The sequence below is a fragment of the Cupriavidus sp. UME77 genome (genome assembly GCF_014170355.1).
In the GTDB taxonomy this organism is placed as follows: domain Bacteria; phylum Pseudomonadota; class Gammaproteobacteria; order Burkholderiales; family Burkholderiaceae; genus Cupriavidus; species Cupriavidus basilensis.
On sequence record NZ_LZZU01000064.1, the window covers coordinates 61,446 to 79,847 of the forward strand.

At 65.1% G+C, this 18,402-nt stretch carries 17 protein-coding genes; 6 read left to right on the forward strand and 11 right to left on the reverse strand.

The features are described from left to right. Window positions 1-335 precede the first annotated feature (335 nt). The 5 genes from A9975_RS25930 to A9975_RS25950 all read left to right on the forward strand — a co-directional run bounded on the left by A9975_RS25930 (window position 336) and on the right by A9975_RS25950 (window position 5,394). Window positions 336-1,457, forward strand: a complete 1,122-nt coding sequence (locus A9975_RS25930; RefSeq protein WP_174422970.1) for a Re/Si-specific NAD(P)(+) transhydrogenase subunit alpha — start codon at window positions 336-338, stop codon at window positions 1,455-1,457. 213 nt (window positions 1,458-1,670) lie between these two features. Then, the gene (gene panD / locus A9975_RS25935) at window positions 1,671-2,033 is read left to right on the forward strand and encodes an aspartate 1-decarboxylase (RefSeq protein WP_006157598.1); all 363 of its coding nucleotides are present in this window, start codon (window positions 1,671-1,673) and stop codon (window positions 2,031-2,033) included. A gap of 230 nt (window positions 2,034-2,263) precedes the next feature. Next, window positions 2,264-2,596 carry an NAD(P) transhydrogenase subunit alpha gene (locus tag A9975_RS25940; protein ID WP_045240719.1) on the forward strand — a complete coding sequence of 111 codons (333 nt, stop codon included), beginning with the start codon at window positions 2,264-2,266 and terminating at the stop codon, window positions 2,594-2,596. 2 nt (window positions 2,597-2,598) lie between these two features. Continuing rightward, window positions 2,599-4,053 (forward strand): NAD(P)(+) transhydrogenase (Re/Si-specific) subunit beta, encoded by a 1,455-nt coding sequence (locus A9975_RS25945; RefSeq protein WP_183035275.1) that lies wholly within the window; start codon window positions 2,599-2,601, stop codon window positions 4,051-4,053. Between the two features lie 294 nt (window positions 4,054-4,347). Continuing rightward, a complete protein-coding gene (locus A9975_RS25950) occupies window positions 4,348-5,394 on the forward strand; it encodes a two-component system response regulator (protein ID WP_043349537.1) in 1,047 nt (348 codons plus the stop codon). 43 nt (window positions 5,395-5,437) lie between these two features. Here the strand turns inward: A9975_RS25950 and A9975_RS25955 are convergent, their stop codons facing one another. The 9 genes from A9975_RS25955 to A9975_RS25995 form a co-directional block, all read right to left on the reverse strand. Next, complete coding sequence (locus tag A9975_RS25955; RefSeq protein ID WP_174422972.1) at window positions 5,438-6,712, reverse strand: class I SAM-dependent RNA methyltransferase; 1,275 nt, start codon at window positions 6,710-6,712, stop codon at window positions 5,438-5,440. 81 nt (window positions 6,713-6,793) lie between these two features. After that, window positions 6,794-7,399, reverse strand: coding sequence for a 2-hydroxychromene-2-carboxylate isomerase (locus A9975_RS25960; protein WP_043349543.1), 606 nt, complete (start codon window positions 7,397-7,399; stop codon window positions 6,794-6,796). Window positions 7,400-7,541: 142 nt separating this feature from the next. Beyond that, a complete protein-coding gene (locus A9975_RS25965) occupies window positions 7,542-7,964 on the reverse strand; it encodes a CopD family protein (protein WP_183035256.1) in 423 nt (140 codons plus the stop codon). Between the two features lie 102 nt (window positions 7,965-8,066). After that, window positions 8,067-9,347 carry a glutamate-5-semialdehyde dehydrogenase gene (locus A9975_RS25970; protein WP_183035257.1) on the reverse strand — a complete coding sequence of 427 codons (1,281 nt, stop codon included), beginning with the start codon at window positions 9,345-9,347 and terminating at the stop codon, window positions 8,067-8,069. A 117-nt stretch (window positions 9,348-9,464) separates the two neighbouring features. Further along, window positions 9,465-10,505: a DNA polymerase III subunit delta gene (holA, locus tag A9975_RS25975; protein ID WP_174422974.1), complete on the reverse strand. Its 1,041-nt coding sequence runs from the start codon at window positions 10,503-10,505 to the stop codon at window positions 9,465-9,467. 65 nt (window positions 10,506-10,570) lie between these two features. Beyond that, window positions 10,571-11,092 (reverse strand): LPS assembly lipoprotein LptE, encoded by a 522-nt coding sequence (lptE, locus tag A9975_RS25980; protein ID WP_052494686.1) that lies wholly within the window; start codon window positions 11,090-11,092, stop codon window positions 10,571-10,573. A gap of 48 nt (window positions 11,093-11,140) precedes the next feature. Then, on the reverse strand, window positions 11,141-13,777 hold the full coding sequence (gene leuS, locus A9975_RS25985) for a leucine--tRNA ligase (protein ID WP_183035258.1): 2,637 nt from the start codon (window positions 13,775-13,777) through the stop codon (window positions 11,141-11,143). 147 nt (window positions 13,778-13,924) lie between these two features. Further along, entirely contained in the window at window positions 13,925-14,722 is a 798-nt protein-coding gene (gene dapB, locus A9975_RS25990) for a 4-hydroxy-tetrahydrodipicolinate reductase (RefSeq protein WP_183035259.1), read from the reverse strand. A 63-nt stretch (window positions 14,723-14,785) separates the two neighbouring features. Beyond that, window positions 14,786-15,391: an outer membrane protein assembly factor BamE gene (locus A9975_RS25995; RefSeq protein ID WP_183035260.1), complete on the reverse strand. Its 606-nt coding sequence runs from the start codon at window positions 15,389-15,391 to the stop codon at window positions 14,786-14,788. Window positions 15,392-15,590: 199 nt separating this feature from the next. Here A9975_RS25995 and fur point away from each other — a divergent pair, with 199 nt between their 5' ends. After that, a complete protein-coding gene (gene fur / locus A9975_RS26000) occupies window positions 15,591-16,022 on the forward strand; it encodes a ferric iron uptake transcriptional regulator (RefSeq protein WP_043349559.1) in 432 nt (143 codons plus the stop codon). A 72-nt stretch (window positions 16,023-16,094) separates the two neighbouring features. Here fur and A9975_RS26005 read toward each other — a convergent pair whose 3' ends face one another. Next, the gene (locus tag A9975_RS26005) at window positions 16,095-17,084 is read right to left on the reverse strand and encodes a LysR family transcriptional regulator (RefSeq protein WP_150985932.1); all 990 of its coding nucleotides are present in this window, start codon (window positions 17,082-17,084) and stop codon (window positions 16,095-16,097) included. Between the two features lie 283 nt (window positions 17,085-17,367). Then, window positions 17,368-18,366: a type I glyceraldehyde-3-phosphate dehydrogenase gene (gap, locus tag A9975_RS26010; protein ID WP_043349563.1), complete on the reverse strand. Its 999-nt coding sequence runs from the start codon at window positions 18,364-18,366 to the stop codon at window positions 17,368-17,370. Window positions 18,367-18,402: the final 36 nt, after the last annotated feature.

Genomic DNA, 18,402 nt, shown 5'->3' on the forward strand with positions numbered 1-18,402 from the left:
ATGCCCTGGGATGAACCGGCAGGTCCCGCGAGGGGGTGATACGGTTGCGCAAAAGCCGACCAGCCGGTCACCACATATCGTCAGATTCCTGTAAGCTGCGAAAAAATTGTGCGCTGCGTTCGGCCTGGCCGGGCGCATGGCAGACACAAAGGGCAGACACAAAAGGGCCAAAGACGTCCGCCCGCCTAGCAGATCAGTGGCATTGTCAGAATGAGCCGAATCGGTTCTGGCCAGGCGCGTTGCCATGTCGTGGCAGTCGTACGACAAGCTCGCGTGCCAGCGCCAGAATCATTTTGACAGCGCCTCAAAGACGCCAGCAAAAGGAGAAATTGACGATGCACATCGGCATCCCGCAGGAGACGCGGGCAGGTGAGACTCGTGTCGCCGCCACCCCGGAGACGGTCAAGAAGTACGTGACCCAGGGCCATCAGGTCATCGTCCAGTCGGGAGCCGGCGTACGCGCCAGCGTGCCGGACTCGGCGTATGAGGCCGTCGGCGCCACCATTGGCACCGCGGCGCAAGCCTTCGGCGCGCAGTTGGTGCTCAAGGTCCGCGCCCCCGTCGATGCCGAGCTCGCGCTGATGAAGCCGGGCGCCGTGCTGGTCGGCATGCTCAATCCCTTCGACGCAGAGAACAACGCGCGCATGGCGAGCGCCACGCTGACCGCCTTCGCGCTGGAAGCCGCGCCGCGCACCACGCGCGCGCAGAGCATGGACGTGCTCTCTTCCCAGGCCAATATCGCCGGCTACAAGGCCGTGCTGGTCGCCGCGCATCATTACCAGCGTTTCATGCCCATGCTGATGACCGCCGCCGGCACCGTCAAGGCGGCCCGCGTGCTGATTCTCGGCGCCGGCGTGGCGGGCCTGCAGGCCATCGCCACCGCCAAGCGGCTGGGCGCGGTCATCGAAGCCTCCGACGTGCGTCCCGCCGTCAAGGAACAGATCGAATCGCTGGGCGCCAAATTCCTCGATGTGCCCTTCGTCACCGACGAAGAGCGCGAGATCGCGCAGGGCGTGGGCGGCTATGCCCGCCCCATGCCACCCGACTGGATGCGGCGCCAGGCCGAACTGGTGCACGAGCGCGCCAAGGCCGCCGACATCGTCATCACTACCGCGCTGATCCCGGGCCGCCAGGCGCCGGTGCTGCTCAAGGAAGAAACGGTGCAGGCGATGAAGCCGGGCTCGGTGGTGGTCGACCTCGCCGCGGCGCAGGGCGGCAACTGCCCGCTGACGGTGGCTGACGAAGTGGTGGAACGCCACGGCGTCACGCTGATCGGGCACACCAACCTGGCCAGCATGGTGGCGGCCGACGCGTCGGCGCTATATGCGCGCAACGTGCTCGACTTCCTCAAGCTCGTCATCGACAAGGAAGGCCAGTTCACGCTGAACCTGGAAGACGATATCGTCGCCGCCTGCCTGATGTGCAAGGACGGTCAGGTGGTCCGCGGCGCTTCCTGAAGCGGCAGCGGGCCCGCCGCGGCCCGGTCGCTTTAGAATGGGGCCAGGCGGTTCCGGCCAGGTGCACGGTAGCGCGCCTGCCGCTATCGGGCTGTACAACCGGTACGGCTGGCCGATACCCAGGCCCCGGAACCATTCCAAGTGGCCCGTCAGGACTCAACCCCAGGGGCTTCCCTACAAGCTCATCCAGCATCAAACAAGGACGTATCACCCATGCAACGCATCATGCTCCGCGCCAAGCTCCATCGTGTCACCGTGACACAGGCGGACCTCAACTATGAGGGATCATGCGGCATCGACGAGAATCTGCTCGAAGCGGCCGACATGAAGGAGTTCGAGAAAATCGAGCTATACAACGTCAACAATGGCGAGCGCTTCTCCACCTACATCATCAAGGGCGTGCGCGGCAGCGGCGAGATCTCGCTCAACGGTGCGGCCGCACGGCGCGCGCACCTGGGCGACCATCTCATCATCTGCACCTACGCGCCGATGAGCGATGAAGAGATCGCCACCTACAAGCCGAAGATCATCCTGGTGGACGACAACAACGCCATCAAGGAAATCAAGAAGGTGTAAGCGGATGAGGACATCGCGCCGGGAGCCAACGCCGGTGCGATGCCCGCATCCGGCGTGCCATTTTCGGATTCAGCCGTACCGTCACCCCCGGGGTGAGGGTACCTACGCGACAGACGACAACGCGGCACCAGGCGGGGCATCGATGCAGTAGGCGCTCACAGGCGCCTGGCCAGGCAAAAGAACACGGGACAACCGCGCAGCAAGGCATTCAAGCAACGGAGGAGAAGTCGATGGAAATGGTGAACCACACGGTGATCAACCTGATCATCTTCGTGCTAGCGATCTACGTGGGCTACCACGTGGTCTGGACGGTGACGCCCGCCCTGCACACCCCGCTGATGGCCGTGACCAATGCGATCTCGGCCATCATCATCGTCGGCGCCATGCTGGCTGCCGGCCTGACCGAGGGCCCCGTGGGCCGCACCATGGGCACGCTGGCGGTCGCGCTCGCCGCGGTCAACGTGTTCGGCGGCTTCCTGGTGACACAGCGCATGCTGGAGATGTTCAAGAAGAAGGAACCCAAGGCCAAGGCCGGCAAGGGTCATGAGGAGGGCGCCAAGTGAGCATGAACCTCGTCACCCTGCTCTACCTGCTCGCCTCGGTCTGCTTCATCCAGGCGCTCAAGGGCCTGTCCCATCCCAGCTCCGCGCGGCGCGGCAATGCCTTCGGCATGATCGGCATGGCCATCGCCGCGGTGACCACGCTGGTGCTGATCGCCAAGCTCAAAAGCGAGTTCCTGGCCATCGGCGCGGGCCAGTCGTCGGTCGGCGAAGGCATGGCGCTGATCTTCGGCGCGCTGGTGGTTGGCGGCGGCATCGGCGCCTACGTGGCAAGAAAGGTCGAGATGACCAAGATGCCCGAACTGGTGGCCGCCATGCACTCGCTGATCGGTATGGCCGCGGTCTGCATCGCGGTGGCCGTGGTGGCCGAGCCGTCGGCATTCAGCATCACGCCGCCGGGCTCGCACGATATCCCGTTTGGCAACCGCATCGAGCTGTTCATCGGCTGCTTTGTCGGCGCCATCACCTTCTCCGGTTCGGTGATCGCCTTCGGCAAGCTGTCGGGCAAGTACAAGTTCCGCCTGTTCCAGGGCGCGCCGGTGTCCTTCGCCGGGCAGCATCTGCTGAACCTGCTGCTGGCGGTGGCCATGATCGGCTTCGGCATCATCTTCTGCCTGTCGCAGGACTGGCTGCCCTTCCTGCTGATGCTGGCGATCGCCTTCGTGCTGGGCGTGCTGATCATCATCCCGATCGGCGGCGCCGACATGCCGGTGGTGGTGTCGATGCTGAACTCGTACTCCGGCTGGGCCGCGGCGGGCATCGGCTTCTCGCTGAACAACCCGATGCTGATCATTGCCGGCTCGCTGGTGGGCTCCTCCGGCGCCATCCTCTCGTACATCATGTGCCGCGCGATGAACCGTTCGTTCTTCAACGTGCTGCTCGGCGGCTTTGGCGGCGCGCCCGCGGCGGCCGCTGCCGGTGGCCAGGCGCAGCGCAACGTGAAGTCCGGCTCGGCCGACGACGCGGCCTTCCTGATGGGCAATGCCGAGACCGTGATCATCGTCCCGGGCTACGGCCTGGCGGTGGCGCGCGCGCAGCATGCGCTCAAGGAACTGACCGAGAAGCTGGTCGAGAAAGGCGTGACGGTGAAGTACGCCATCCACCCGGTGGCGGGCCGCATGCCGGGCCACATGAACGTGCTGCTGGCCGAGGCCGAGGTGCCTTACGACCAGGTCTTCGAAATGGAGGACATCAACAGCGAGTTCGGCCAGGCGGACGTGGTGCTGGTGCTGGGCGCCAACGACGTGGTGAACCCGGCCGCCAAGACCGATCCCGCCTCGCCGATTGCCGGCATGCCGATCCTGGAAGCCTACAAGGCCAAGACCATCATCGTGAACAAGCGCTCGATGGCCGCTGGCTACGCGGGCCTGGACAACGAGCTGTTCTACATGGACAAGACCATGATGGTGTTCGGCGACGCCAAGAAGGTGGTCGAAGACATGGGCAAGGCGATCGAGTAAGCACGCCGGAAGCACCAGATACCGGCATCCGCCCGTATCCGCCGCCACGAAGAGCGCGACACTGTCGCGCTTTTTTCCATCTCGCCGGGGTCCGGTTGCGCGCAAGCGCGAGCGCGCTATACTGGTTTCCGGTCACCGGCCATGGCACGCGCCGGTCATCCAAAACGGGCCAGGTGTAGTCCAGCGCGGTGGGCCGCTCCGAACCGATCCGTCCGCTGGCATTGCCGCGCCGGATCTCCAGCCGCGCCAAACCACCCGCCCGAAGTGTCTGCCGACACCGGAGCCGAACGCAACATGACATTCAACCCCCAGGACAGGAATCTGTCGGTCTTCCATCACCCGATCCTCACGGTGCTCGTCGACGACAGTAAATCGTTCATCGACAGCCTGGCGTTCCAGATGGATCCGTCGCGCCCGGTGGTGACATTCACCGACCCCCGGGAAGCCCTGCAATGGATCCGCGAGACCTACACCACACGCTCGACCGGCTTCCTGCCCGTGCGGGTCACGCACGACGACCTGACCTTCCTGACCGAGCGGCGCACCGTGCAGCTCGATATCGACCGCATCTACCGGCAAATCCACGACTACAACCGCTTTGTGCAGCCGGGCGTGATCGTGGTCGATTATTCGATGCCGCAGATGAACGGGCTGGAGTTCTGCCAGGCCCTGCAGGACCTGCCGTGCAAGACCATCCTGCTGACCGGCACCGCCGACGAAGGCATTGCCGTGCAGGGCTTCAACCATGGGCTGATCGACCGCTACGTGAAGAAGCACGACAGCAACATGGTCGAGCGGCTGGACCAGGAGATCGACGCACTCCAGCAGCAGTATTTCGCCACCCTGTCGCGCACGCTGCGCGACCTGCTGACGCGCCACTCGTTTTCCTTCCTGTCGGACCCGGCGATCTGCGAGCGGGTGCGCCAGGTCACCGCGCGTTACGGCTTTGTCGAGTACTACCTCTACCCCAACCCGGCTGGCATCCTGATGCTGACGGCGCAGGGCCAGGCCACGCTGATGGTGATCGAGACACGCGCCGGCCTGATCAACCAGGTGGAATCCGCGGAAGCTTACGATGCGCCGGCGGCCCTGATCGAGGGACTGCGCGAGGGCCGCATCGTGCCTTTCTTCTGGCCAGGCAACGGCATGTACACGCCGGCCTGCATCGACTGGGAGCAATATTGCCTGCCGGCCGAGCGCTGCGAAGGGCGTGAGGATTATTTCTACGCGCTGTTCGACCTGCCGCGCCATTTGCTGCAGGAGCCGGTGGTCAGCTTCCAGGGCTTCCTGGACGATTTTGCCCGCCACCCCGAGCGGGTCACCGGGCGCGCGGCGCGCTAAGCCACAACGCGCAGGAGAGCGAGCCTCTCCTGCGCGCACCGCATCAGGCTGAAGGCTGCGCGGGGGCGTTGCGGTTGCCGCCTCGCACCATGTCGAAACGGAACAGCCGGCACTCGATATTGCCGTTGTACAGCGGCGTGCGGCGCGACTCCTTGAGCCGCAAGCGGCGCGGCAGCGTCAGGTCGCCAGTGAATACCCATGCCTGCCAGCCCGCGAAATGCTGCTTGAGCGTGGTGGCAAAGGCGCTGGCGAACTGATTGGCGGCCTCGTCATCGATCTCGTCGACCGGTGCTTCGTCCATCGGCCGCCGGCGTTCTCCCCGCACGGCAATCCGCTCGCCATACGGCGGGTTCATCAACATCAGGCCGGGTGCCGCGAACGGCGGCTGCGCGAAGCGCGCATCCACCTGCTTCAACCGCACTTCGCCGGGCAAGCCCGCGCGTTCCCAGTTGGCTTGCGACATCGACAGCAGGTCGGTGGAAATATCGCTGCCGGCGAGTTCCAGGGGCTCGGATGCGACGCGCTTGCGCGCGGCCTCCTCGTCATCCCGCGCAGCCGCCTTCAGCGCATTCCACGTCTTGATGTCGGCGCCCTTCAGGCGCTCGAAGCCGAAGCTGCGGTTCGCGCCGGGAGCCAAGCCAAGGGCCACCTGGGCCGCCTCCACCAGGAAGGTGCCGCTGCCGCACATCGGATCGTAGAACGGGCGTTCGGTCTGGCCTGGCACCCATCCGGCCAGGCGCAGGATGCCAGCGGCCAGGTTTTCCTTCAGCGGCGCCTCACCCTTCTCCAGGCGCCAGCCCCGCTTGAACAGCGGATCGCCCGAGGTGTCGAGGTAGAGCGTGCAATCGTGCTCGGTCAGGTGGGCATAAATGCGCACATCCGGATTCACGGTGTCGACGCTGGGCCGCTCGCCCGAGCGCTCGCGCATGGCGTCGCAAACGCCGTCCTTGATACGCAGGGCGATAAAGTTCAGGCTCTGCAGCGGCGAGCGATGCGACGTGACATCCACCCGCAGCGTCTCATCCGGCGTGAACCAATGATCCCAGCGCTGGGCGCGCACCAGGTCATAGATATCGTCTTCGCGACGGTAGCCGCGGTTGGCGACCCGCATCAGCACCCGGCTGGCAATGCGCGAGTGCAGGTTGACTGCGTAGGCCGCGGCCATCTCGCCCGAGAAAGTGACGCCACCGGGCATTTCGCGATGGACCTGGATGGGGGCGAGCCTGGCCAGGCCGGGCCGGGCTGCGATCTCGTGCAACTCTTCGGCAAGTGCGCTCTCGAGGCCGCGCGGGCAGGAGGCAAAAAAGGCTTGGGACATGGCTTGGGAATTCCTGCAAACAAAAACGTCCGCCGTAGCGGACGGGGTCGGATAGCGCGCAGTGTACCGCGCTCCGGGGCTTCAGCCCGCCGCGAGGGCGCGATCGAGGAAGTCCAGGCGGTCCTGGCCCCAGAAAGGCTGGCCGTCATAGACGTACCACGGCGCGCCGAACGCGCCGACGGAAACCGCGTCCTGGGTGTGCTGCGTATAGGCGGCCTGGACAGCCTGCGCGTCGCTCGCCTTGAGCAGCGCCGCGCCTTCCAGGCCGATGCTGTCGGCCAGCTGCGCCAGCGTGGCGGCGTCAGCGATATTGCGTTGCTCGGCCCACAGGGCGCGGCCAATGGCGCCGATCAGCTCCATCGCGCGGGCGGTGCCATGGGCCAGCTGCACGGCGATGACCAGCTTGCTGGCGGCGTCGCCGGAGACCGGGAAAAAGGTCGGCTGCGGGTTCAGCGGCAGGCCAAGAAACTCGCTCCAGCGGGCCAGCTCGACCAGGCGGTAAGCCTGGCGCTGCGGCGGACGCTGCGCCAGCGGCAAGCCACCCGAAACAGAGAACACGCGGCCCAGGTCGCAGGGCTTGAGATTGACTTGCACGCCATGCTTTGCCGCAATCGCGGTGAAGCGTTCGTGGCCAAGGTAGACGAAAGGCGATTGCGGGGTGAGATAGTAGTCGACCTGCTTGCTCATCATGTCCTCTGGACGGAGTGGGGCGAGACAACCGCGCGGTGAATGCGGCGATGCTGCGTGAAACGAATGAAATACGATACGAGAAAAAACCCAAACCCGGCGGCCCACGCAGGCAATGCGCGCGGCCGCCGGCCAACGCGCGTCAGAACGGCTTGACCACCACCAGGATCACCACCGCCAGCAGCACCAGCACCGGCAACTCGTTGAACCAGCGATAGAAGGTGTGCGATCGCGTATTGCGCCCGCCCTCGAACTTCTTGAGCAGCACGCCGCAGCCATGGTGATAGCCGATCAGCACCAGCACCAGCGCCAGCTTGGCATGCATCCAGCCCTGCCCCGGACCGCGCCCGATCCCGTAGCCGATATACAGCCACAGCCCGAACACCAGCGCCGGCACCGCCAGCATGGTCATGAAGCGGTAGAGCTTGCGCGCCATCAGCAGCAGGCGCTGCATGCTCGCCGGCTCGCGCTCCATGGCGAGGTTGACGAAGATGCGAGGCAGGTAGAACAGGCCAGCGAACCAGGAAACAACGAAAACGATGTGCAGCGCTTTAACCCAGAGCATCTGGCCTTCTTTCTGGTTGGGTTCCCATGGGGACGCATGGGAACGGTGAAACGGTGGGGATGCGCAACGGGAAGCGGCACGCTATGCGTGCCGCCAGCCCACTCAGGTACGGATCTCGCCGTGGCCGAACACCACGTACTTCAGCGAGGTCAGGCCTTCCAGGCCGACCGGGCCGCGCGCGTGCAGCTTGTCGTTGGAGATGCCGATCTCGGCGCCCAGGCCGTACTCGAAGCCATCGGCAAAGCGCGTCGACGCATTGATCATCACGCTGGCCGAGTCCACCTCGCGCAGGAAGCGCATGCCGGTGGTGTAGTTCTCGGTGATGATGGAATCGGTATGCGCCGAGCCGTAGGTATTGATGTGCTCGATGGCCTCGTCCAGCCCGGCCACGGTGCGGATCGCCAGCACCGGCGCCAGGTACTCGAGCCGCCAGTCTTCTTCGGTGGCGTCGACCAGGCCGGTGAAACCGGCGGCTTCCAGCGTGGCGCGGGTGGCGGCGCACACGCGCAGCTCAACGCCCTTTTCCTGGTAGATGCGGCACAGCGGCGGCAGCGCCGCGGCGGCGACATCGCGCGCGACCAGCAGCGTTTCCATGGTGTTGCAGGGCGCGTAGCGCTGGGTCTTGGCGTTGTCGGCAACGCGCACTGCCTTGTCCAGGTCCGCGTCGACATCGATATAGACGTGGCAGATGCCATCCAGGTGCTTGATCATGGGCACCCGCGCTTCCGCCATCAGGCGCGCGATCAGGCTCTTGCCGCCGCGCGGCACGATCACGTCAACGTATTCGGTCATGGTGATGAGTCGGCCAACCGCGGCGCGGTCGGTGGTCGAGATCACCTGCACCGCTTCGGGCGGCAGGCCGGCGGCGGCCAGGCCCTCGGCCACCAGGGCGGCCAGCGCGGTATTGGAATCGATCGCCTCGGAGCCGCCGCGCAGGATGGTGGCGTTGCCCGATTTCAGGCATAGCGCGGCTGCGTCGATGGTCACGTTGGGACGCGACTCGTAGATGATGCCGATGACACCCAGCGGCACCCGCATCTGGCCCACCTGGATGCCGGTGGGACGGAATTTCATGTTGCTGATCTCGCCGATCGGGTCCGCCAGCGCGGCGATCTGTTCCAGGCCGGCGGCCATGGTGTCGATGGCCTTGTCCGAGAGCGTCAGGCGGTCGATGAAAGCGGCGTCCTGGCCGTTGGCGCGGGCACGCTCCACGTCGCCGGCGTTCACGGCCTTGAGGTGCGCGGCGTCGCGGCGGATGGCGGCGGCGATGGTCAGCAGCGCGCGGTTCTTGTCCGCGGTGGAGGCGCGCGCCATGGCGCGGGAGGCGGCGCGGGCCTGCTGGCCGACGCGGTCCATGTACTGCTTGAGATCGAGCTCGTTCATATTCCTGGCCAGGCGACCCGGCCCTCAATGCTTGGTTTAGCTTGTCTTTTTTGTCGGCGACGGCTGGCTCTGCGGGTCACTGGCAGTGATCTCCAATGACCGCGCCAGGCCTGCGGGCTACCGGGCGATGGTCAGCGCCAGCTGCAGCAGGCCATCCCAGGGCTCGGCCGGCATGCCTTCGGCGCGCAGGCCCTTGACCTGCCGGTCCAGCTTGGCGGCCATGCCCAGCGCGGCTTCCAGCTGCGCCAGCGAGAGGCGCTGCGCGGCCTGCGGCACCAGCTTTTCGCGCGGGCCCCAGATACGCAGTTCACGTGTCAGGACACCAATCTGCTTGCCTGCCGCCAGCCCTTGCCGGACCTTGGATAATACGCGAATTTCCTCGGTCAGCGCCCACAGCACCAGCACCGTGGCCTCGCCCTCCCCGCGCAGCCCTTCGAGCATGCGCACCAGGCGCGGCACGTCGCCGCCGAGCATGGCTTCGGAGAGCTTGAAGACGTCGTAGCGGGCCACGTTGAGCACCGCATCGTGCACCTGTTCGAAGGTCAGCGGACCAGCGGGATACAGCAGCCCGAGCTTCTGGATTTCCTGGTGAGCGGCCAGCAGGTTGCCTTCGACCTTGTCGGCGATGAACTGCAGCGCGCGCCGCCCCGGTTCACCGGGCTCGACCCGCTGCTGCTGCAGCGCCAGCCGCTCGCCGACCCAGGCCGGCAGCCGGGTGCGGTCGACGGAATCAACCTTGATCGACACGCCGGCGGCGTCCAGCGCCTGGAACCAGGCCGACTTGGCCGTGGCGAAGTCCAGCCGCGGCAGCGTGATGAACATGACCACGTCCGGCGAAGGCTGGGCAGCCACCGCGCGCAGCGCCTCGCCGCCGTCCTTGCCGGGCTTGCCGGAGGGAATCCGCAGCTCGACGATCTTGCGGTCGCCGAACAGCGACATCGATTGCTGCGCCTGGACCACGTGGCCCCAGTTGAAGCCGCGCTCGGAGGACAGCACCTCGCGCTCCGTGAAGCCGGCCTCGCGCGCAGCCTGGCGCAGGCGGTCGACCGCCTCGAGCACCAGCAGGTGCTCATCGCCATGCACCACGTAGAGCGGAGCCAGGCCGCGTCCCTTGGCCTGGCGCAGGTGCGCTTCGAGTCCATCGAGCTTGAGCTGCATGCCGTGCGCTTCTTTCCTCTGTCCTTGCCGTATTGGGCGTATCTGGCCGGCGCTTCCCGCGCCGCTCAGATGGCCTTGACCGCGCTCAGCCGGCGAATCAGCTGCTGCACGATGTCGCGCTGCATGTCGCGATAGAGCTGCTGCTCTTCGTAATCCTTGGCCAGCGTGTTGGCTTCGTTGTAGGTCAGGTCGCGTGTTAGCACCAGTTGCGACGGCGCGATCAGCTCCTGGCCGCCGGCGTCACGCAGGCGGAAGGTGAAGCGCTGCGTCAGGCGGTATTCGCGCACCACGCCGGTGGTGGTGATCGACAGCACTGTCTTGGTACGCGTGTCCTGCAGCACATCGAGCAGGGCATCCGCCTCTTTCGGGTCGGTCACGATCTGCGTGTCCGACCCGTTGCGGATGGCGCGGCGCAAATCGGAGCCCATCAGCGTATTGGGCGGAATGCTCACGTACAGCCGCTTGAATGCGAAGTCCGCGTTGCCGCGCATGTGAAACCCGCAGCCGCCCAGCAGGCCGGCCAGCAGCAGCGTGGCCAGGACCTTGCGGCGGCCCTGCAGCGGTCGATCCAGCTTCTGTCCATCCATGTGGGCAGCTCCCTTGTTGGCTTCTCTGGCGCTGGTTACAGCGCCACGTTAAAGAACCACATTGACGAGGCGGCCCGGGACCACCACGATCTTCTTCGGCGCGGCGCCGTCAGCGAACTTGGCAACGATCTCGCTGGCGGCAGCCATGGCCTCGATGGCGGCGCGGTCGGCGTCGGCCGGCACCTTCAGGCTGCCGCGCACCTTGCCGTTGATCTGCAGCACGAGGTCCAGCTCGCTTTGCACCAGCGCGGATTCGTCCACCTGCGGCCAGGCTGCGTCGAGCAAATCGCCGTACTGCGTGGCGTAGCCGAGCTCTTGCCACAGCCCGTGGGTGACGTGCGGCACCACCGGATACAGCACGCGCAGCAGGATGCCCAGGCCCTCGCGGCGCGCGGCGGGCGTGGCCTGCTTGGCGTCTTCCAGCGCGTTGAGCATCTTCATGGTGGCGGACACCACGGTGTTGTACTGGATGCGCTGATAGTCGTAGTTGGCCTGCTTGAGCACGCTGTGGATCTCACGGCGCAGCGCTGCGTCGGCGTCGCCGGACGGCACGGCATTGCCCGCCGCCGCAATCGCCTCGGCGTTGGCATAGCCGTAGTTCCACACCCGGCGCAGGAAGCGGGACGCGCCCTCCACGCCCGAGCCGCTCCACTCGAGCTGCTGCTCGGGCGGCGCGGCGAACATCACGAACAGGCGCGCGGTGTCGGCGCCGTACTGGTCAATCAGGGCCTGCGGGTCAATGCCGTTGTTCTTGGACTTCGACATCTTCTCCACGCCGCCGATCACCACCGGCTGACCATCCGCCTTGAGCACGGCGCCCAGCGGGCGGCCGCGCTCATCGGTGCTGACTTCGACTTCGGCCGGGTTGAACCAGGTCTTCTTGCCCGCCGCGTCCTCGCGGTAGTAGGTATCGTTGAGCACCATGCCCTGCGTGAGCAGGTTGGAGAACGGCTCGTTGAACGTGACCAGGCCCATGTCGCGCATGACCTTGGTCCAGAAGCGGGCGTACAGCAGGTGAAGGATCGCGTGCTCGATGCCGCCGATGTACTGGTCCATCGGCATCCAGTAGTCGTTGCGCGCATCGACCATGGTGGCCGCATCCGGGCAGGTATAGCGCATGTAATACCAGCACGAATCGATGAAGGTATCCATGGTGTCGGTCTCGCGGCGCGCCGGCTTGCCGCACGACGGGCAGGTGCACGCGAGGAAACGCGGATCCTTGGCCAGCGGGTTGCCGGTGCCATCCGGCACCAGGTCTTCCGGCAGCACCACCGGCAAGTCCTGCTCCGGCACCGGCACCACGCCGCAGTCATCGCAATGGATCAGCGGGATCGGCGTGCCCCAGTAGCGCTGGCGCGAGATGCCCCAGTCGCGCAGGCGCCAGGTGATCTTCTTCTCGCCCAGGCCCTTGGCACCGAGATCGGCTGCGATGGCTTGCACCGCGGCCTTGTAGTCCAGGCCGTCGTATTTGCCGCTATGGATGCAGGTGCCGTGCTCCTTGTCGCCATACCACTCCTGCCAGGCTTCGGTGGAGAACGGCTGGCCCTTTTTGGCGTCAACCACGTCGACCACTTGCTTGATCGGCAGGCCGTACTTGTTGGCAAAGGCAAAGTCGCGCTCGTCGTGCGCGGGCACGCCCATCACAGCGCCGTCGCCGTAGCTCATCAGCACGTAGTTGCCAACCCACACCTCGACCTGCTCGCCGGTAAGGGGGTGCGCCACCTTCAGGCCGGTGGGCATGCCCTTCTTTTCCATGGTCGCCATATCGGCTTCCATCACCGAGCCGTGCTTGCACTCGTTGATGAAGGCGGCCAGTTCAGGATTGGTCGCGGCGGCATGGGTGGCCAGCGGGTGCTCGGCGGCGACCGCGCAGAAGGTCACGCCCATGATGGTGTCGGCGCGCGTGGTGAACACATAGAGCTTGCCGTCGCCGATCAGCTTGCCGTCATCACCGGCGATGGCATGCGGGAACGCGAAGCGCACGCCCACGCTCTTGCCGATCCAGTTCTGCTGCATGATCTTGACGCGCTCGGGCCAGCCCAGGCCGTCCAGGTCGCCGAGCAGCTCCTCGGCGTAGTCGGTGATGCGCAGGTAGTACATCGGGATCTCGCGCTTTTCAACCAGCGCGCCCGAGCGCCAGCCGCGCCCGTCGATGACCTGCTCGTTGGCCAGCACGGTCTGGTCGACCGGATCCCAGTTCACCGTGCCGGTCTTGCGGTAGGCGATGCCCTTTTCCAGCATCTTGAGGAACAGCCACTGGTTCCAGCGGTAGTAGTCCGGGCTGCAGGTGGCGACTTCGCGCGACCAGTCGATGGCCAGGCCCATCGACTGCATCTGCCGCTTCATTTCAGCGATGTTGTTGTAGGTCCAGGCCGCCGGCGCCACGCCATTGTTGAGCGCGGCGTTTTCCGCCGGCATGCCGAACGCGTCCCAGCCCATCGGCATCAGCACGTTGTGCCCGTTCATGCGCAGATGGCGCGCCATCATGTCGTTGATGGTGTAGTTGCGCACGTGGCCCATATGCAGCTTGCCCGACGGGTAAGGCAGCATCGAGCAGGCATAGAACTTCGGCTTCTCGCTGCCGTCGGCCAGCTTCGCCTCTTCCGATACGCGATAGGCATCGATGGCTTGCCAGTGTTGCTGGGCGGCTTGTTCAACGGCTGAGGGAAGGTATTTGTCTTGCATGTTCAGGACAACGGCGCGGTGCGTCGGCGTGCGAAAAGCGTGGAAAAGATAAGCGGCGGGCAAGCCTTGCGGCGCCCGCCTGCGCTGGAACGGCGAAAGTGCCGATTATAACCGTCGGCACTTGCGGCGCAGGGCGTGCCGCAGGCCTTACTTCAGGCCAAGCACGTCCTGCATGTCGAACAGCCCGGTGGGCTTGTCGGCGAGGAAGCGCGCCGCGCGTAGCGCACCCTCGGCATACGACTGGCGGCTGGACGACTTGTGCGTGATCTCGATGCGCTCGCCGGTGCCGGCGAACATCACGGTGTGGTCGCCCACGATATCGCCGCCGCGCACGGTGGCAAAGCCAATGGAATTGGGGTCGCGCGGGCCGGTGTGGCCTTCGCGGGCAAACACGCCGCAGGTCTTCAGATCGCGGCCCAATGCCTTGGCCACCACCTCGCCCATCGCCAGCGCGGTGCCCGACGGGGCATCCACCTTATGGCGGTGGTGCGCTTCGATGACTTCGATGTCGTAGCCGGAAGACAGCAGCTTGGCGGCGACTTCCAGCAGCTTGAACGTGGCATTGACGCCCACGCTCATATTGGCGGAGAACACCACGCCAATGTGCTTGGCAGCTTCGGCGATGGCGCCGCGGCCGGCGTCGTCAAACCCGGTGGTGCCGGTGACGACCTTGACGCCCAGGCGCCTTGCCGCTGCCAGGTGCACGAGCGTGCCCTCGGGCCGGGTAAAGTCGATCAGGCAGTCAGCGCCAGCGAGGGCAGCGTCGATATCCGAGGTGATCGCCACGCCCGTGGCGCGGCCCAGCAGCAGCCCGGCATCCTGGCCCAGCGCCGGAGCACCCGGCACATCCAGTGCGCCCGACAGGGTGACGCCTTCGGTGGCGAGTACGTGTTCAATCAACATACGGCCCATGCGGCCGGAGGCACCTGCGATGGCGATATTCATGGCGTGTCAGCAGTCAAAATACAAGCCGGCCGCGTAACGCGGCCGGCATTCGGGCCTGAAGGCTCAGTTGGTCGGGCTGGCCGGGCCACCGGCCGCAGCGGACGAGGCGGCGGCAGCCGGAGCTGCCACCGCGGGCGCCGCGGCGGGAGCTGCGTCCGGGGCTGCGGCCGGGGCTGCAGCCGCTTCCGAAGCCGCGGCAACGGTTTCCGCCGGTGCCTTGGGCGTCGGTACCTTGCCCGCCTGCATGGCCTTCATGCCGTCGATTTCGGCAATGAGCTCGTATTCGGACGGCAGCTCGTCGCCACCGAACTTGACCAGCTTGTCGCCATCGAAGAACACGGTATAGCGGCGCTGCTGCACCACCGGCGTATTGCCGCGGCGGAACGAGAACACGTAGTCCCAGCGATTGCCGTGGAACACATCGGCCAGCAGCGGCGTGCCAAGCAGGAACTTGACCTGCTCGCGCGTCATGCCTTCACGCAATTGGGCGGCGGCTTCACGCGAGACAAAGTTGCCTTGCACGATGTTGATACGGTACGGCGTGATCGCGTTGGCGACCTTGCGCGACGTATTGTCATAGGTGGAGCACGCAGCCGTCAGCAGGGTAGCTGCGGCCAGCACAGTAGTAACCAGCGTCGGACGCATGGCGGACGAACGAAATGAACGCATGTATCTCGCTTCTAGAAGGGAGAGAAAAGTGCCGATTCAGGCCCTCACAGCACTTACCGTGAGGCGGCAGCGGCGATGGATCATCGCGAGCGCAGCCTAGGGCAGGTGACCGAGCCCCGGGCAACCGCCGGGGCGACTTTTGCCGCCAAAACCCTTATGATTCAACTATCCAGACATTGTACTCTAGGGAGTCACGCCCATGCCGAGTCCGGCGGACCTCAAAAATATCGGTCTCAAAGCGACCGTACCGCGTCTGAAGATCCTCGAGATCTTCCAGACCAGCGAGCAGCGCCACCTCAGCGCGGAAGATGTTTACCGCATCCTGCTCAACGAACAGATGGATATCGGCCTTGCAACCGTCTATCGCGTGCTGACCCAGTTCGAGCAGGCGGGACTGCTGTCGCGCAACAACTTCGAATCCGGCAAAGCCATTTTCGAGCTGAATGAAGGCAAGCATCACGACCACCTGGTCTGCATCGATTGCGGCCGTGTGGAGGAATTCTACGACTCCGAGATCGAGCGTCGCCAGCAAAGCATCGCAACCGAGCGCGGCTTCGCGCTGCAAGAACACGCATTGTCGCTCTATGGCAGCTGCACCAAGCACGAGTGCCCCCACCGGCCCAAGCGCTAGACCTGCAGCGGGCCTGCCGCGCGAACATAAAAAAACCGGCGCCAGCGCCGGTTTTTTTATTTCAAGCCTGCTTCACGATTCCGTATGATCCTGCTCGGCAACGATGTGCAGGCCGCGCGCAACCGCCGGCACGCCGACGAATTCGCCCACGACCTGGCGGAACAGCCCGCGTGCCCACACCAGCATCGGGTGCGTGTTGCGGCTGCGGTGCCAGAACATATTCAGGCCCAGCGTGGTGTTGAGTTCTGCCGGCAAGGGGAAGGCCTTGAGGCCGTAGGTCTCGCAAGCCATGTCCTTGGTCAGCGCATTGACCGTGAAAATCATGTCCGTCTGCGCGGCCAGCTCCGACTGCGCGCGCCAGGAATGCACCGTCAGCGTGGCATTGCGCTTTAGCCCGCGCTGCTGCAACGCGTAGTCCAGCGGGATCAGCGACGGTGCCGGACGGCCATTGCCGCCGGAATGCGCCATGAAGATGTGGCCGCAGTCGAGATACTGCTCGAGCGTGCAGGTGCCCTTGAGCACCGGATGGTTTTTACGCGCGCAAACCCAGAGGTTGAGCGAAGTCACCATCTCTTCCACGATTTCGGGATGCCGGGTCGGGAATGGCGAGAACGCCAGGTCCAGCTCGTTGCCACGCATGGCGGCCACATCCGACTCCCAGGAATGGGATTCGACCAGCTTGATATGCAACTCCGGCGCCAGTTGCTTGATGCGCAGGATAAAGCGGTTGAAGACCGTATCGCCCAGCTCGGCGGCAAAGCCGATGTTGAGGGTGCCGGTGGCGGTAGCGGGGTCGAAATTATCGGCGTCGCCCTCGTTGATCGAGGACCACAGGTCCAGCATGTCGCGAATCTTCGGCCCGAGTTCCAAGGCTCGCGGCGTCGGCGTCAGGCCGTGCGGCACGCGGATGAAGAGGGGATCGTCGAAAATCTCGCGAAGACGGCCCAGCGAATGCGAAACCGCAGGTGCGGTCATATGCATTTTTTCCGCGACGTAGGTCGCGTTTCGCTTGCTGAGCAGCTCGGTAAAAATCACGAGCAGCTTGGTATCCACATTCACCATGATCTCACCCAGGTTGGATTGGGAATTGGGAATGACCGTATCGTCACTTGCATTGGCTGCACATCGGTGTTTCCAGCACTTTCACAGTGTAAGAGCAAAGTGGGGAACGGAACAGGAATTCCGCGCCAGCCCTTGCACCGTGCCGGCCTTCGTCCTTTTGCCAGGATCCTGGCAAAAGGACCCGCCTGGGTTTTCCGATAGCTGGAGTTGCAAGCAGACGACAAGGCGGCATCCCAAGGAATGCCGCCTTGTTCCGTGCGCAAACCAACCTATCCCGGCAAACTTACTTGGCGACCACGCGCGCCATTTCCAGCACCTTGTTGGAATAGCCCCACTCGTTGTCGTACCAGCTCACGATCTTGACGAAGGTCGAGTCCAGTGCGATGCCGGCTTCCGCATCGAAGATCGAGGTGCGTGCATCGCCGCGGAAATCCGTGGCAACCACCTTGTCTTCGGTGTAGCCCAGCACGCCCTTGAGCGCGCCCTGGCTCTGTGCCTTCATTTCGGCGCAGATCTCGGCGTAGGTGGCACCCTTTTCCAGCTCGACGGTCAGGTCGACCACCGACACGTCGGAGGTCGGCACGCGGAACGACATGCCGGTCAGCTTCTTGTTCAGCTCGGGAATCACCACGCCCACAGCCTTGGCAGCGCCAGTGCTCGACGGGATGATGTTTTCCAGGATACCGCGGCCACCGCGCCAGTCCTTGTTGGACGGGCCATCGACGGTCTTTTGCGTGGCGGTGGTGGCGTGCACGGTGGTCATCAGGCCGCGCTTGATGCCCCACTTGTCGTTCAGCACCTTGGCGACCGGCGCCAGGCAGTTGGTGGTGCAGCTGGCGTTGGAGATGATCGCCTCGCCCTTGTACGTGCCATGGTTCACGCCGTACACGAACATCGGGGTGTCATCCTTGGACGGTGCCGACATGATCACCTTCTTGGCGCCCGCGTCGATGTGCTTCTGCGCGCCTTCCTTGGTCAGGAAGATGCCGGTGGATTCGATCACCACGTCGGCGCCGATCTCGCCCCACTTCAGCTCGGACGGATCCTTGACAGCGGTCAGGCGGATTTTCTTGCCATTGACGATCAGGGTGTTGCCGTCGACGGACACTTCGCCGTCAAAGCGGCCGTGCACCGAGTCGTACTTCAGCATGTAAGCCAGGTAGTCGGGTTCGAGCAGGTCGTTGATGCCGACGACTTCGATTTCCTTGAAGTTGGCTGCGGCCGCGCGGAACACCATGCGCCCGATGCGGCCGAAGCCGTTGATGCCGATCTTGATGGTCATGTTTATCTCCTGAGTAGGCTAACGATCGATGGATGC